Here is a 15,734-nt window from a genome sequence, read left to right as displayed (position 1 = left end):
TTATTGTTTTTTACTTTCCAAATAATCTCTGAGGATAATCGTAGCGCTTATCTCGTCGACAAGCTCCTTGTTGCGGCGGGCCATCTTGGGCAGACCGCCGTCGAGCATGGCCCGATGAGCCAGCACCGAGGTGAACCGCTCGTCGAAAAACTCGACAGGCACCTGCGGGAACAGTTTCTTGAACCGGTTGACAAAGGGGGTGATGTAGCGCATGCTCTCCGACGGCTCGTTGTTCATCTGCCGCGGCAGCCCCACGACCACCCGCTCGACCTCCTCGCGCTGCATGTATTGCGTGAGGAACTCGATGAGTTGCGACGAAGCGACGGTAGTCAAACCGTTGGCGATAATCTGCAGCGGGTCGGTCACCGCGATACCCGTGCGTTTCTTGCCATAATCTATTGAAAGTATTCTGCCCATAATGCTGGTGCAAAGATAGTGAAAGGCGAGAGCAAAGCAAAGTTGCTTGCAAAATTTGCTTGGCCGAGCCGCATCCTGTCTTCGTGTAACAAAGATACGAAAAGGCGAGAGCAGAGGCAAATGGAAAACAAAGTTTTCAACATTTGACTATGCCGAGCCGAATCCTATCTTATGAAAAGATAGTGAAAGGCGAGCGGAGAATAAAATATCGAAACTCTGTTTCAAATATTTTTTATCCTGAGCCGACTCCTGTCTTCGTGTAACAAAGATACGAAAAGGCGAGAGCAGAGGCAAATGGAAAACAAAGTTTTCAACATTTGACTATGCCGAGCCGAATCCTATCTTATGAAAAGATAGTGCAAGGAAAAGACTGAAACAAACAGAAATCACCGTTTTCATTTGCCTCGGTTCGTCTCTTTCATTATCTTTGAACACTCGTTTGCGGTTGCCTGCCAAGGGGACGGCCGCCTCACCGGCTGCCCACAACCGGGGCTCGTTGAGAATTACAACATTTTTCGCTTATTTTATATTACTTCAATTATCACGCCATGAAGCGACATTCGATCTATCGTAAATTGTTTTTTATCAGTGCTATCTTCTGCGGGCTTCCGCTATTTGCCAAGTTTTCACCCGTCGACTATGTGAACCCGCTCGTGGGTACCCAATCGAAATACGAACTCTCTACCGGCAACACCTACCCGGCCATTGCCATGCCGTGGGGCATGAACTTCTGGACCCCCCAAACCGGCGATATGGGCGACGGCTGGACCTACACCTACACGGCCGACAAGATAAAGGGCTTCAAACAGACTCACCAGCCCAGCCCCTGGATGAACGACTACGGACAATTCTCCATCATGCCGGTGACCGGCGGCGTGGTCTTCGACCAGAACCAGCGGGCCAGCTGGTTCTCGCACAAGGCCGAGGTGGCCAAACCCTACTATTACAGCGTCTACCTGGCCGACCACGACGTAACTACCGAGATGACGGTGACCGACCGGGCGGCTCTCTTCCGCTTCACCTTCCCCGAGGAGGCCAACTCGTACGTCGTTGTCGATGCCTTTGACCGGGGTTCGGCCGTGAAAATCATTCCCGAGGAGAACAAAATCATAGGCTACTCGACCCGCAACTCGGGCGGTGTTCCCGAGAATTTCAAAAACTACTTTGTCATCGTCTTCGACAAGCCATTCAAGTTCACGGCCGTGGCTCTCGACAACGCCATCAAGACCAACCAAAACGAGGCCCGGGGCAACCACGCCGGAGCCATCGTGGGATTCTCGACCCGCCAGGGCGAACAGGTGCACGCCCGGGTGGCCTCGTCGTTCATCAGCCCCGAGCAGGCCGAACTGAACCTGAAGGAGCTGGGCGACGGCAACTTCGACCGCATGGTCAAGCTGGGTAAGAAACGGTGGAACCAGGTGCTGTCGCGCATCGAAATCGACGACACCCGCATCGACGACCTCCGCACCTTCTACTCCTGCCTCTACCGCTCGGTACTCTTCCCCCGCACCTTCTACGAAATCGACGCCGTGGGCCGGGCCGTCCACTACAGCCCCTACAACGGCCAGGTATTGCCCGGCTACATGTTTACCGATACCGGTTTCTGGGACACCTTCCGCTCGCTCTTCCCGCTGCTCAACCTCGTGTACCCCTCGATGAACCACAAGATGCAGGAAGGGTTGGTCAACGCCTACCGCGAGAGCGGATTCCTGCCCGAATGGGCCAGCCCGGGCCACCGCGACTGCATGATTGGCAACAACTCGGCCTCGATTGTAGCCGACGCCTACGTCAAGGGCATACGCGGATACGATATTGAGAAACTGTGGGAGGCCCTGAAACACGGAGCCAACGCCCACCTCGAGGGGACGGCTTCGGGCCGTGTGGCCTTCGAGGCCTACAACCGTCTGGGCTATGTGCCCAGCAACATCGGCGTGGGGCAAAGCGTGGCCCGCACGCTGGAGTATGCCTACAACGACTGGTGCATCTACACCCTGGGCAAACGGCTGGGCAAACCCGACAGCGAAATCGGCATCTACAAACAGCGCAGCCTCAACTACCGCCAGGTATACAACCCGCAGGAACGGCTCATGGTGGGCCGCGACGACCAGGGACACTTCAACCCCCAGTTCCAGGCAACCGACTGGAGCGGCGACTTCTGCGAGGGGAACAGCTGGCACTGGAGCTTCTGCGTGTTCCACGACCCGCAAGGGCTCATCGACCTGATGGGCGGTGCCTCCGTCTTCAACCACATGATGGACTCGGTATTCGTCATGCCCAGCTACCTGGGTATGGAGAGCCGCGACATGATTCACGAGATGCGCGAGATGCAGGTGATGAACATGGGCCAGTATGCCCACGGCAACCAGCCCATCCAGCACATGGTCTACCTCTATAACTACTCGGGCCAACCGTGGAAAGCCCAGAGCCGCATCCGCGAAATCATGCACAAGCTCTACGCCGCCACCCCCGACGGCTATTGCGGCGACGAGGACAACGGCCAGACCTCGGCCTGGTACATCTTCTCGGCCCTCGGTTTCTATCCGGTTTGCCCCGGCACCGACCAGTACGTACTGGGCACGCCCCTCTTCCAGAAGGCTCTCCTCCATCTCGAGAACGGCAAAACGCTCACCATCGAGGCCCCGGACAACAGCGCCGAAACGCCCTACATCCGCTCCATGAAGGTAAACGGCAAGGGCTACGACCACAACTACCTCACCCACGAGACCCTCAGCCAGGGCGGACGGGTACAGTTCGTCATGGACTCGAAGCCCAATCGCAAGCGAGGAACCAATCCGGCCGATGCCCCCTATTCCTTCTCTTTGGAGAATGAGTAAAATGTCGTATATTTGAACACCAATATTCACATTATGCCAAACCGTATTGTCAAGTGGACGGGAATCGTGTCGGTTCTCGTTCTGGCGCTGGGCCTTTACGGCTGCCAGCCCAAAAGGAGCTGCACGTTTACCGTGGCCTCCTACAACCTGAGAAATGCCAACGCCGGCGACTCAGCTCAGGGCGACGGCTGGGGCCAGCGCTGTGTAGTCATGGCCGACCTCATCCGGTTCCACGACTTCGACCTCTTCGGCACGCAAGAGGGGCTCAAGCATCAGCTCGATACGTTGAAGAACCGCCTGCCGGACTTCGACTACATAGGTGTGGGCCGTGACGACGGTGGAGAGCGGGGCGAACATGCCGCCATCTTCTACCGCACCAGCCGTTTCGAGCTGCTCGACCACGGCGACTTCTGGCTCTCCCAGACGCCCGACACCCCCAGTGTGGGCTGGGATGCCGTCCTGCCCCGTATCTGCACGTGGGGTCACTTCAAGGATAAGGAGAGCTCGCTCGAGTTCCTCTTCTTCAACCTGCACATGGACCACATCGGCAAGGAGGCCCGCGTCGAGAGCGCCTACCTCGTGCAACAGAAAATGAGGACGCTGGGCCAGGGGCTGCCTGTCATTCTCACCGGCGACTTCAACGTAGACCAGACCCACCGCTCCTACCGGGCTCTCACCGAAAGCGGTGCCCTGCGCGACGCCTTCGAGGCGGCTCGGCTGCGCTATGCCCTCAACGGCACCTTCAACGGCTTTGCCCCCAATAGTTACACCCGCAGCCGAATCGACCACGTGTTCGTGTCGCCCGATTTCCAGGTGCAGAAGTACGGTGTGCTCACCGACAGCTACCGCACCATCCGCCACGACAGCGGCAAGGCTCAGGTCGAGGACTACCCCGAGGAGATCGACATCGAGGCCTATCAGGCCCGCACCCCCTCCGACCACTTCCCCGTGATGGTGGTGCTCGAGACACCGGGCCGTCATTAAACGAAATCTCTATTTACTAATCATTATTTTCACTAACCTACTTTTTATGAAAACTATCGCAAAAATAAGCTGCTTGTGCGTAGCCCTCGGTTGCGGGGTATCCTACACCCAGGCAGCCACCGCTCCCGTGGCTGTTGCCCGTCAGGACAACACCCGCGTGCAGTACACCAGCCAGCGCCCGCAAGAGCGTCTGTTCGTGTCAAGTGCCGTAGAGAAACAGATCAAACGGGTGAAGGCCCTGCTCACCAACGCCCGCCTCGCCTGGATGTTCGAGAACTGTTTCCCCAACACGCTCGACACCACCGTACACTTCGACGGCAACGACGACACCTTTGTATACACCGGCGACATCCACGCCATGTGGCTGCGCGACTCGGGTGCCCAGGTATGGCCCTACGTACAGCTGGCCAACGAAGACCCGCAGTTGAAGAAGATGCTGGCCGGCGTCATCAACCGCCAGTTCAAGTGCATCAACATCGACCCCTATGCCAACGCCTTCAACATGGGCCCCACCGGCGGCGAATGGATGAGCGACCTCACCGACATGAAACCCGAACTGCACGAGCGCAAATGGGAAATCGACTCGCTCTGCTACCCCATCCGCCTCGCCTACCACTACTGGAAGGTGACGGGCGATGCCTCAGTCTTCGGCGACGAGTGGATCAACGCCATCACCCACATCCTGCGCACCTTCAAGGAGCAACAACGCAAAGAGGGCGTGGGCCCCTATAAGTTCATGCGCCGCACCGAGCGGGCTCTCGACACGATGACCAACATGGGTCTGGGCAACCCCGTGAAACCCGTGGGCCTCATCTGCTCGGCCTTCCGCCCGTCGGACGACGCCACCACCTTCCAGTTCCTCATCCCCTCCAACTTCTTCGCCGTCACCTCGCTGCGGAAGTCGGCCGAGATTCTGCGCACCGTCAACCACAACGAAGCGCTGGCCCGGGAGTGCACCGACCTGGCTCAGGAGGTAGAGACCGCCCTGCAGAAATATGCCGTGTACAACCACCCGAAATATGGTAAAATCTACGCCTTCGAAGTCGACGGTTTCGGCAACCAGCTGCTCATGGACGACGCCAACGTGCCCAGCCTGCTGGCCATGCCTTACCTGGGCGATGTAGACGCAGACGACCCCATCTACCAGAACACCCGCCGCTTCGTCTGGAGCGAAGACAACCCCTACTTCTTCAAAGGTAAGGCCGGCGAAGGCATCGGCGGCCCCCACATCGGCTACGACATGGTATGGCCCATGAGTATCATGATGAAGGCCTTTACCAGCCAGGACGACCAGGAAATCAAAGCCTGCATCGAGATGCTGATGAAGACCGACGCCGGTACGGGATTCATGCACGAGTCGTTCCACAAAGACGACCCCAACAACTTCACCCGTCCCTGGTTCGCCTGGCAAAATACACTGTTTGGCGAACTCATCCTCAAACTGGTGAACGAAGGCAAGGTCGATTTGCTCAACAGCATCGACATCCAATAACTCCACGAAAATGTTAAGAGAAATGTTCCCGACCCCAAAATCGGGAGCATTTCTCTTTCTTTCTTTTAAAACAGAGCTCTTATCTTTAAAAAAGAGTTAAACAGAGAAACTTTTTCGCCAAAAACATGTTGTACAACATATAAAAGCACTATATTTGCACTGTGTTTTTCATGGTATTAGATTTAAGGTTAACAAAGATTGGTTGTCGTGAGACAATCAATTTTTTTTTGTACCTGCCCCAACGACATTTATCCCTGCACAAATACCCCCCTCTGACCCGAAGCGGCCAGATGCCCTCACCGGGTGATACACCGGTCGCATCATTCTGTTCCCGATACCACATGCTGCAAGAAGATTCAGTTCCCCCTGTCGCCCACCGGTATATCCCGGCACATGCACCTCATCGCATAGACCTACACACCCCATAAAAAAAGAGGGTGACCCAAAAGTCAAAGACTTTAAAGGGTCATCCTCCTATAACATACAAGGGGTATCTCAACTCTCCCCTTCCTCTCTGGTGCGGACGACGGGACTCGAACCCACACGTCGCAAGACACTAGATCCTAAGTCTAGCGCGGCTACCAATTACGCCACGTCCGCAAACGACGGCACAAATATACAAGAAGTTTACCTATTATACAATGAATCGGGTTACAAAGTTTACCCGCGGCAAGGGTGCACCGCCCCTCACGCTCCACCCGTAGCGATATAGGCGATGGCCCGGTCGAGAATGGAGTCGTGCCCCTGGGTGGCCTGTTCCAGATCCATATCCATCTTGAAGCCTTCGGTAGGAGCCACTCCAAACTCGGTGTGCTCGCGATTCACGTCGTATATGGGCGAGGCCGAGAAACGGATGCTCCAGCCGTTGGGCAGCTCCGACGAAAAGGGCAACCCGCTGCCGCCGCCGGTAATATCGCCCATGACTACGACATTGGGCAACGCCTTCATCACCGACACGAAGTTGTTGGCCGCACTGAATGTACCTCGATTGGCCAGTATCACCACCGGCTTTTGGTACCGGATGCGGTTCGAAGGTTTGTATTTGATGGGATAGAGTTCCGAGAAATCCTGATGCCCGGGCCCAGTCTTGTGCGAGATATAGCCCACAAGCGTCTCCTGATTGATGAAGCGCGAGACGAGAGTCTCGACATTCGACAGCGAACCGCCACCGTTGCTGCGCACATCGATAATCAGTCCCGTCGAAGTGGCCAGATAGGCCAGTATCTGGTCGAGGTTACCCTCGCCGATAGCACTCGAGAAGCTGCCGTAGTACATGTACCCCACGTTCTGGGGCAGAATCTTGTATTTGATACCGCTCGTATAACGGTAGTCGAAGTTGAGGTAATACTCGTCGACGAGCCGCTCCTGATAGTTCTCGGGCGAGTTGTTCAGCCAATCCCAATAGCGCGACGTATTGTGTGCCGAAACCAGATTCACATGACCGTCTTTCAACTCCATGAGCATGTCGCCGCACACGTCGAAGAGCTCTTCCGAGGTCATCCGCTCGGTCAGTTTCTTGCGGTATTTCATGCCCACCTGGCTCCAGTCTATATCCTTGTATTCGAAGAAACAGTACCGCTCGTCGAGAATGGTCCACAGCGCATCGAAGTTGCCGTAGGGGTCGTCTTCGAAAACCTCGACCTTGTGGCACGACGAGAGCAGAAGGAGCGAGAGAATCGACAGCAGCAATCCTGTTTTTACCGATATGTGTTTACGTTTCATAACCTATTTTCCTTTTAATAATAGAGCGACACTACCCGACGGGCCGGAGGGGCCGAACGGAATATCTCGCCCGAGATACCCAACACGAACATGTGGTTGAGCACCTGGGTGTCGATGTGGTTGACGTGGGTCGTGCGCATCAACTGCCGGTATCCCAACCGCAGAGCCATCTTGCCCAGGTGAAGGTCTACCGAGAGGTAGTTGCGCAGGTCTACCCGGTTGTGCCACGCCCCGAACTGGACAATACCGCCGGTATTGCCTATGTAGAACATCTCGTAGTAGGATTGACCGAAGGCCGGCGAGAAGTAGGCACCCACCACCGGCAGCGACACCTGATAGCGGAAGGTGAGCGGCAGCCGCCCCACCCGCAGGTGATACGAAGCCATAGCCGTGGCACCCAGGCCGATAGCGGCCTTGGCCGTAGCCGGATTGTTGGAGTTGCGCTGGTTGTAGAGCCCGCCCAGCGTGAGGGCCGCCTCACCGCCACCGGCCAGCCACAGGCCGTCGAGCAGTTGCCAGCGACGCAACATGGCAAACGAATAGTCGAGGTAGAACGAGAGCATGGAACCACTGCCCGACTCGTTGGTCATCGTGGCAAAATTGGCCAGCACATTGTGACGGGTAAACCATTTTTCGGGAGCGAAACTCGCCGCCCGCAGCCGTTCGTAACCCAACGCCACGTCGAGCCCCCGATAACGGATAGGCGACAGATAGGTATCGAGCGCGCTCTGCCGCCCGATTTCGAAGGTAACGGCAGTCGCTACGGGGCGCAACGGCTCTTCCTCTTGCAGCTTTTCCTGCAACGGTTCCGAGACCGGTTCCCCGGCCCGCAGGCAACCCGGGAATAAAAGCGCGGCCCCCAACAGAGCACACAAAAGTGACTTACGTGTTGTCATAATCAAAACAGTGACATTTGTCCCGAGGGATTATCCTCCGGGGTATCTACCCGATTTTCGGGGTTGGTTTCGTCGGTCGGGGTTTCACCCTCGGCCGTCTCATCCTCCTCGCGACGCAACGGTTCCAGTTCGCGAATCTCGGCCACCGCATAGGTGGTGAGCCGCTTGCCCTTGGCCTTGAAACCCTTCACGGCAATGAAGTCGGTAGCCTCGACCACCAGCGGCTCGCGGAAGGCATCGCCCTCGCCGAAGGTCACCTCGATACGCGGATAGGCGGTATCGGTCATCAGCAACAGACGCGAGGCGGGATTGTCGCCCAGGAAACTCTGCTTGCGGCTGCTCGGCTCGAAAACAAAGCGCTTGAGGTAGGGATACCCCTGCGAAGCGTCGAAGAGCGCCACGGTCCACACCTTGTCGGGCTCGAACTTCTCGATGCGCAGGATATTGGAGTCGTAGTGGTTGGTGGCGTCGGAGGTAGTGGTACAATACTCGCCGTTGTCCAGCACCACCAGCACCTGGTCGTCGCCGTGGAACTCGCCCAGGTATTCGCCCCGGCCGTCGTAGTTGAGGCGCAGCACGTCGCGGTCGAACCACACCTTGCGGCCGCCCAGCGTAGAACCGCCCCGCTCCTTGAGCGAGATGCGGTGAATCTCGTTTTTGGTCAGGATATTGCCCATCGACTGGCGCCCCTTGATGGCGATTTCGCTGAAGTCGCGGTCGACAAAGAGGGTCTTCATGCGAGGCTTGGGCACGAAGGTAACCCGCAGCACCTCGGCCTCGCCGTTGGGATTGGCCGAGAACCACACGACCCGCGACCCGGGCTTGCCCTGCGTGAGGTCATACTCCTTGTCGCGCGTCACGCCCGTCACGGCAAACCGCTTCATGTAGTGGAGACCCGCCTTGCCATCGCGGTAGACCACGTTGTAGATGGTGCGGTTGTCGTTCTTCTTGAAGACGGCGATATGCAGCAGATTCTTGCCCACAAACATCTTTTCGCTCACCTTCACCACCTTGTACTTGCCGTCGCGGTAGAAGAGGATGATGTCGTCGATGTCGGAGCAGTTGCACACAAACTCGTCCTTCTTCAGCGAAGTACCTATGAAACCCTCCTCGCGATTGATGTAGAGCTTCTCGTTGGCCTCGGCCACCTTGGTCGCCTCGATGGTATCGAAGCTGCGCACCTGAGTGAGGCGCGGATAGCGACTGCCATACTTCTCGCGCAACGAGTCGTACCACCTGATGGTGTAGTCGACCAGATGCTCGATGTCGTAGTCGATGCGGGCTATCTGCTCACGCTTGGCGGCAATGAGCTCGTCGGCCTTGTCGGAGTTGAATTTGAGGATACGCGCCATCTTGATCTCCATCAGGCGGAGAATATCGTCGCGCGTCACCTCGCGGATAAACGAGGGTTTGAAGGGTTCGAGCCGGTGGTCGACATGGGCAATAGCCTCGTCCATCGTGCGGCTCTCTTCGAACTCGCGGTCCTTGTATATGCGGTTTTCGATAAATATCTTTTCGAGCGAAGCAAAGTGCAGCACCTCCTGCGCCTCGCCCTTCTGGATGAGCAGCTCCTGGTGCAACAGCTCCTTGGTATTCTCGACACTGATGCGCAGCAGGTCGCTCACGCTCATGAAGTGCGGCTTGTCGTCGTTGATGACGCAGCAGTTGGGCGAGATGCTCACCTCGCAGTCGGTGAAGGCGTAGAGGGCATCGATGGCCTTATCGGACGAGGTGCCGGGAATGAGGTGAACCAGAATCTCGGCGTGCTGCGCCGTGTTGTCGTCGACCTTGCGGATTTTGATTTTGCCCTTCTCCTGCGCCTTGAGTATCGAATCGATGAGCGACGAGGTGGTTTTGCTGTACGGAATCTCGACAATCGAGAGGGTGCGGTTGTCGATTTTCTCGATTTTGGCGCGCACCTTCACGCTGCCACCCCGCTCGCCGTCGTTGTATTTGGTCACATCGATGTAGCCGCCGGTCTGAAAATCGGGGTAGAGATGGAACTCCTCGCCCCGCAGATAGGCCACGGCCGCCTCCAGAATCTCGTTGAAGTTGTGAGGCAGAATCTTCGACGACAAACCTACGGCAATACCCTCGGCCCCCTGGGCCAGCAGCAAAGGGAATTTCACCGGCAGTGTCACCGGCTCCTTCTTGCGGCCGTCGTACGAGAGTTTCCACTCGGTCGTCTTGGGATTGAACACCACGTCGAGCGCAAACTTCGAAAGGCGCGCCTCGATGTAACGGGGAGCTGCGGCCGAGTCGCCCGTGAGGATATTACCCCAGTTTCCCTGGCACTCGACAAGCAGATCCTTCTGCCCCAATTGCACCAGAGCATCGCCGATAGAGGCATCGCCGTGGGGGTGGAACTGCATGGTATGGCCCACGATATTGGCCACCTTGTTGAAACGCCCGTCGTCGAGCAGTTTCATGGCATGGAGGATACGCCGCTGTACCGGCTTCAAGCCGTCGGACAGGTGCGGAATGGCCCGCTCGAGAATGACGTACGAGGCATAGTCGAGGAACCAGTTCTGAAACATGCCCGAGAGTTGGAATTTGGTATCGGGCTTGTCCGGTGTAGGTACTTTGTAAGTCGAGTGCGACGCTGTCGAATCTTCGTTTTCGCCAGCGGGTACTTGGGGCATATCTTCTTCCTGCGGTGTGGTTATATCGTCGCTCATGGGCAAATTTTGGATTTTGAAACGGGGAAAGCGCATGCTCAAGTGCATGCCCTTTTTATTTTTTAAAGAAATGTATTGCTACATTCCCCTGCAAAAATACAAATTTAATCGAAAAAAATCATTTACTTTGTGCTCTAAAATAGCCCGATTAAGCGATAAATCGAGCCAAAAAATGCAAAGATAACACGAAAAGCAAGCAATAAACCTACAAAGAAATGGCACAAGAAGACGTTTTCAAAAAATTGGTATCACACTGTAAAGAGTATGGTTTCGTATTCCCCTCGAGCGAAATATACGACGGTCTGGCCGCCGTGTATGACTACGGTCAAATGGGAGTAGAACTGAAAAACAACATAAAGAAATACTGGTGGGACAGCATGGTGCTGTTGCACGAAAACATCGTGGGCATCGACTCCGCCATCTTCATGCACCCCACCATCTGGAAGGCCTCGGGTCACGTCGATGCCTTCAACGACCCTCTGATTGACAACAAGGATTCCAAGAAGCGTTATCGCGCCGACGTCCTCATCGAAGATTGCATCGCCAAGATGGACGAGAAAATCGAGAAAGAGGTCGAGAAGGCTGCCAAACGGTTTGGCGACTCGTTCGACGAAAAACTCTTCAGAGAGACCAATCCCCGCGTGCTCGAGCACAAAGCCAAACGCGACGAGCTGCACGCCCGCTATGCCAAGGCGATGAACGACGTCGACTTGAACGAACTGCGTCAAATCATCCTCGACTACGATATTGTGTGCCCCATCAGCGGCACGAAAAACTGGACCGAGGTACGCCAGTTCAACCTGATGTTCTCGACCGAGATGGGCTCGACAGCCGACGGTTCGATGAAGGTCTACCTGCGTCCCGAGACGGCTCAGGGTATCTTCGTCAACTTCCTGAACGTACAAAAGACGGGCCGCATGCGCATCCCCTTCGGTATTGCCCAGATAGGCAAAGCTTTCCGTAACGAAATCGTAGCCCGCCAGTTCATCTTCCGCATGCGCGAGTTCGAACAGATGGAGATGCAGTTCTTCGTACGTCCCGGCGAAGAGCTCAAGTGGTTCGAGCAATGGAAACAGACCCGTCTGAAATGGCACAAGGCTCTGGGCCTGGGCGACCAGAAATACCGCTTCCACGACCACGAGAAGCTGGCCCACTATGCCAACGCCGCTACCGACATCGAGTTTGAGATGCCGTTCGGGTTCAAGGAGGTAGAGGGTATCCACTCGCGCACCAACTTCGACCTGAGCAACCACGAGAAGTTCTCGGGCAAGAAGATTCAATATTTCGACCCCGAACTGGGCGAATCGTACACCCCCTACGTCATCGAGACCTCGATTGGCGTAGACCGCATGTTCCTGAGTGTAATGGCCGCCGCCTACTGCGAGGAGCAGCTCGAGGGTGGCGACAGCCGCGTAGTGCTGCGCCTGCCGGCTCCGCTGGCTCCCGTGAAAGCTGCCGTGATGCCGCTGGTCCGCAAGGACGGTCTGCCCGACAAGGCCCGCGAAATCATCAACTCGCTGCGCTTCGACTTCAAGTGCCAGTACGACGAGAAGGACTCGATCGGTAAGCGCTACCGTCGTCAGGATGCCATCGGTACTCCCTTCTGCATCACCGTCGACCACCAGACTCTCGAAGACAACACCGTGACCGTACGTTTCCGCGACACCATGGAGCAACAACGTGTGGCCATCGACCAGCTGCAGAGCCTCATCGGCGAACAGGTGAGCATGAAATCGTTATTGAAAAAAGTAGCAGAATAAACTATAAAATTGTTGAATATGAGAAATTTCATTCGAGCCATTTTTGCCATCGTCATCGTTGCCTCGTTCTCGTCGTGCAGCTACAACAGCATAGTCGAAGCCGACGAAAACATAAACGCGCAATGGGCGAAAGTAGAGAACCAGTATCAACGACGTGCCGACTTGGTGCCCAACCTCGTCAACACCGTCAAGGGATATGCCTCTCACGAAAGCGAAACGCTCGAAGCCGTGATTGCTGCCCGCGCCAAAGCGACGCAAGTCACCGTCGACCCGGCCAACCTCACCGAAGAGAACCTGCAAAAATACCAGGCCGCTCAAGGCGAGTTGTCCAGTGCATTGGGTAAACTGCTGGCCATCACCGAGAACTATCCCGACCTGAAGGCCAACCAGAACTTCCTGGAACTGCAGGCCCAGCTCGAAGGCACCGAAAACCGCATCGCCACCGAGCGGTCGCGCTACACCGATGCCGTGAACGCCTACAACCAGAAGATTCGCAAATTCCCCGCACTCATCACCGCCAAGCTCTTCGGGTTCGACCCCAAGCCGCAGTTCAAGGCCGAAGAGAGTGCAGCCCAGGCACCTGTCGTAGAATTTTAATCAATAGCTCTAAATATTCATTATGAAGAAGTTACCTGTTTTTCTATTACTCGCTCTCCTTGTGGGAATTATCTCGTGTAAGGAGACCGAGGACTATTGGACCCAGTATGAAACGTGGCGCAACAACAACGACGCCTGGTTCATCGAACAGCTCGGGGCCAAGGATGAAGCCGGAAACCCCGTCTACACCAAGGTGGTGCCCAGTTGGGACCGCAGCATCTACGTGCTGATGAAATACTACAACGACACGAGCCTCAACCGCGACGCCCAGTCGCCCTACCAGACCAGCACGGTCGACGTCATCTACAAGGGCATGCTCTACAACGGCACTCCCTTCGACTCGTCGTACCAGCAGACCGACAGCATCTACCGCACCCGCGTGAACCAGAACATCAAGGGATGGATTATCGCGCTCGAACAGATGAAGGTGGGCGACAGTTGCCGGGTAATCATCCCCCAGACACTGGGCTACGGTTCGCAATACATGTCGTCGCTGATTCTCCCCTACTCGACGCTGGTCTTCGACATGAAGCTGGTGGCCATCCCGGGGTTGGAGAAACCGGTGTACGACGACTACGAGTAAAGGCAACCCTTTTTCGCCATATGAAAAACGGCTGTCTCTTTTCCGGACAGCCGTTTTCTATTTGCTCCGTTTTGTCATATATTTGTAAAACCGATGTAACGAGGAGGAAACAACAACCGCTTTTCTTTGTTCCATTAAACAGATTATCAACACTTACGTCTAATATACTACCATCATGATATACATCGAAAAAGAACTCGACGACCTGAAAAAAGAGGTTCTCGAAATGTGGGACTTGGTAAACTCGCAACTCAACCGTGCCGGCGAAGCCCTGCTCTCCATGGACAAGGAGCTGGCCCACGAGGTCACTTATCGCGAGAAGAGAGTCAATGCCTTCGAGCTGAAAATCGACAGCGACTGTGAAGACATCATCGGCCTCTACAACCCCGTAGCTCTCGACCTGCGCTTCACGCTGGCCATGATGAAGACCAGCAACAACCTGGAACGCATAGCCGACTTCTGCGACGGCATTGCCCGCTTCGTCATCGACTACCCCGAGGTGAACATCGAGTCGGAACTCTTCGAAAAGACCGGCATCAAAGAGATGCTCGACATCGTGAAGGCCATGATGACCCAGGCCGAAAACGCCCTCATCGAGGAGAAGTCGTCCGAAGCCATCGCCGTCTTCAACAAAGACAACCGGGTCGACGAGCTCAACCACGCCGCCGTGCCCATCATTGCCGAGTATCTGCAACAGTTCCCCGAGCGGGCCATCGAGTGCCTCAACCTCATCAGCATCATCCGCCGGCTCGAGCGCATAGGCGACCACTGCAACAATATCGCCGAGGAGATTGTATTCTACCTCGATGCCAAGATCTTGAAACACGCCGGCAAACAGGGCTGATTCAGCCCCTGCACACGCGGGGAGTGGTACAGGCTGTAAAATGTTTTATCATCTTTTACGGTAAAAAATCGACCTATTGTCGAAAGAAAAGGTTATCTTTGTCTATCAGAATGAGCCCGATGCCTCACTCTGATAGACAAAACATATATCGCCCGGGCCGGGCGAAGGGGCTACGGCCCACCAGCTAATAAATCGTAAACGATGAAACATTTTTACGCCATACTCATATACCTGCTCGGGTTGAGCGTTCTGCCGCTCAGCGCGGCCGAGACACACCCGTACGAAATCCCCGATATGGAGAAAATCGAAGAGGCCGTGCGCGACAGTCGGTCGCCCTACTACTACCCCGACCTGCTGAAAAAATACTTCAGCAACGACACCACCATGACCTTACAGGAGTTTCGCCACCTCTACCTGGGATATGCCAGCCAGGAGGATTACAATCCCTACCACACCATCGAGGTACCCAACCACATCGAGCAGATGTATCTGCAAACGGTACACACCGAGTCGGAGTGCGATTCGCTCATCAAGTATGCCCGCAAGATACTGGCCGATGTCCCCTTCGACCTGCGGCAAATCAACTTCCTCGTCTACGGTCTGCGCCAGAACGGCAAGAACCGCGAGGCCGACCTGTGGGAATATAGGCTCAAAGGCATTATCAATGCCATCCTCTCGACCGGCGACGGCAAGGCTCCCGAAACGGCCTGGTTCGTGATAAGCCCTACCGACGAGTACAACATCGTCAACCGGCAGGGATTCACCGCCACCGAATTTATCTTTGTCGAGCCCTACTTCGACTACATCTCCATCGAGAGCAACCCCCTCAAAATCGAGGGCTTCTACTTCAACGTCAAGAAACTGCTCAAGGAGTATAACCGCAAGTTCTACGACCGGTAGGCCCGCGAGTGGTTATCTGGATTCCCA

Annotated in this window: 11 protein-coding genes, 1 tRNA gene and 1 pseudogene; 8 read left to right on the top strand and 5 right to left on the bottom strand. The window is 55.7% G+C overall.

Going from position 1 to position 15,734, the window contains the following annotated elements; genetic code table 11:
• Positions 1–417 carry a Holliday junction resolvase RuvX gene (gene ruvX / locus Q1K76_RS00155; protein ID WP_087408220.1) on the bottom strand — a complete coding sequence of 139 codons (417 nt, stop codon included), beginning with the start codon at positions 415–417 and terminating at the stop codon, positions 1–3.
• A gap of 548 nt (positions 418–965) precedes the next feature.
• Here ruvX and Q1K76_RS00150 point away from each other — a divergent pair.
• From Q1K76_RS00150 to Q1K76_RS00140, 3 genes and pseudogenes are all read left to right on the top strand, one after another.
• Positions 966–3,251, top strand: coding sequence for a GH92 family glycosyl hydrolase (locus Q1K76_RS00150; RefSeq protein ID WP_300130141.1), 2,286 nt, complete (start codon positions 966–968; stop codon positions 3,249–3,251).
• Between the two features lie 33 nt (positions 3,252–3,284).
• On the top strand, positions 3,285–4,235 hold the full coding sequence (locus Q1K76_RS00145; RefSeq protein ID WP_300130139.1) for an endonuclease/exonuclease/phosphatase family protein: 951 nt from the start codon (positions 3,285–3,287) through the stop codon (positions 4,233–4,235).
• Positions 4,236–4,410: 175 nt separating this feature from the next.
• Positions 4,411–5,727, top strand: a pseudogene (locus Q1K76_RS00140) (glycoside hydrolase family 125 protein); the annotation flags it as partial.
• Between the two features lie 515 nt (positions 5,728–6,242).
• On the opposite strand, the gene Q1K76_RS00135 reads toward Q1K76_RS00140, so the two are convergent.
• The 4 genes from Q1K76_RS00135 to Q1K76_RS00120 all read right to left on the bottom strand — a co-directional run bounded on the left by Q1K76_RS00135 (position 6,243) and on the right by Q1K76_RS00120 (position 11,023).
• A tRNA-Leu gene (locus Q1K76_RS00135) sits at positions 6,243–6,327 on the bottom strand.
• Positions 6,328–6,414: 87 nt separating this feature from the next.
• A complete protein-coding gene (locus Q1K76_RS00130) occupies positions 6,415–7,449 on the bottom strand; it encodes a S41 family peptidase (protein ID WP_258326609.1) in 1,035 nt (344 codons plus the stop codon).
• 14 nt (positions 7,450–7,463) lie between these two features.
• On the bottom strand, positions 7,464–8,345 hold the full coding sequence (locus tag Q1K76_RS00125) for a DUF3316 domain-containing protein (protein ID WP_300130137.1): 882 nt from the start codon (positions 8,343–8,345) through the stop codon (positions 7,464–7,466).
• A gap of 2 nt (positions 8,346–8,347) precedes the next feature.
• Positions 8,348–11,023 (bottom strand): DNA gyrase/topoisomerase IV subunit A, encoded by a 2,676-nt coding sequence (locus Q1K76_RS00120; RefSeq protein WP_300130135.1) that lies wholly within the window; start codon positions 11,021–11,023, stop codon positions 8,348–8,350.
• Positions 11,024–11,238: 215 nt separating this feature from the next.
• Between Q1K76_RS00120 and Q1K76_RS00115 the strand changes: the two genes are divergently transcribed.
• From Q1K76_RS00115 to Q1K76_RS00095, 5 genes are all read left to right on the top strand, one after another.
• Complete coding sequence (locus Q1K76_RS00115) at positions 11,239–12,783, top strand: glycine--tRNA ligase (RefSeq protein ID WP_087408225.1); 1,545 nt, start codon at positions 11,239–11,241, stop codon at positions 12,781–12,783.
• Positions 12,784–12,801: 18 nt separating this feature from the next.
• Complete coding sequence (locus tag Q1K76_RS00110) at positions 12,802–13,380, top strand: LemA family protein (RefSeq protein WP_087408226.1); 579 nt, start codon at positions 12,802–12,804, stop codon at positions 13,378–13,380.
• Between the two features lie 22 nt (positions 13,381–13,402).
• A complete protein-coding gene (locus Q1K76_RS00105; RefSeq protein WP_087408227.1) occupies positions 13,403–13,963 on the top strand; it encodes an FKBP-type peptidyl-prolyl cis-trans isomerase in 561 nt (186 codons plus the stop codon).
• Positions 13,964–14,135: 172 nt separating this feature from the next.
• Positions 14,136–14,807: a phosphate signaling complex protein PhoU gene (gene phoU / locus Q1K76_RS00100; protein WP_162611673.1), complete on the top strand. Its 672-nt coding sequence runs from the start codon at positions 14,136–14,138 to the stop codon at positions 14,805–14,807.
• A gap of 201 nt (positions 14,808–15,008) precedes the next feature.
• Entirely contained in the window at positions 15,009–15,707 is a 699-nt protein-coding gene (locus tag Q1K76_RS00095) for a DUF4919 domain-containing protein (protein WP_087408229.1), read from the top strand.
• Positions 15,708–15,734: the final 27 nt, after the last annotated feature.

Origin of the sequence: uncultured Barnesiella sp. (genome assembly GCF_946496565.1) — a bacterium.
Taxonomy (GTDB): domain Bacteria; phylum Bacteroidota; class Bacteroidia; order Bacteroidales; family Barnesiellaceae; genus Barnesiella; species Barnesiella merdigallinarum.
Note: the sequence above shows the minus strand (reverse complement) of the source record. Positions and strands in the feature narration are given on the sequence as shown.

Bases quoted from the DNA above. Each gene is read 5' to 3' on its own strand.
- ruvX (WP_087408220.1), bottom strand. From the start codon at position 417: ATGGGCAGAATACTTTCAATAGATTATGGCAAGAAACGCACGGGTATC.
- Q1K76_RS00105 (WP_087408227.1), top strand. From the start codon at position 13,403: ATGAAGAAGTTACCTGTTTTTCTATTACTCGCTCTCCTTGTGGGAATT.
- Q1K76_RS00115 (WP_087408225.1), top strand. From the start codon at position 11,239: ATGGCACAAGAAGACGTTTTCAAAAAATTGGTATCACACTGTAAAGAG.
- Q1K76_RS00150 (WP_300130141.1), top strand. From the start codon at position 966: ATGAAGCGACATTCGATCTATCGTAAATTGTTTTTTATCAGTGCTATC.
- Q1K76_RS00095 (WP_087408229.1), top strand. From the start codon at position 15,009: ATGAAACATTTTTACGCCATACTCATATACCTGCTCGGGTTGAGCGTT.
- Q1K76_RS00145 (WP_300130139.1), top strand. From the start codon at position 3,285: ATGCCAAACCGTATTGTCAAGTGGACGGGAATCGTGTCGGTTCTCGTT.
- Q1K76_RS00125 (WP_300130137.1), bottom strand. From the start codon at position 8,345: ATGACAACACGTAAGTCACTTTTGTGTGCTCTGTTGGGGGCCGCGCTT.
- Q1K76_RS00110 (WP_087408226.1), top strand. From the start codon at position 12,802: ATGAGAAATTTCATTCGAGCCATTTTTGCCATCGTCATCGTTGCCTCG.
- Q1K76_RS00130 (WP_258326609.1), bottom strand. From the start codon at position 7,449: ATGAAACGTAAACACATATCGGTAAAAACAGGATTGCTGCTGTCGATT.
- Q1K76_RS00120 (WP_300130135.1), bottom strand. From the start codon at position 11,023: ATGAGCGACGATATAACCACACCGCAGGAAGAAGATATGCCCCAAGTA.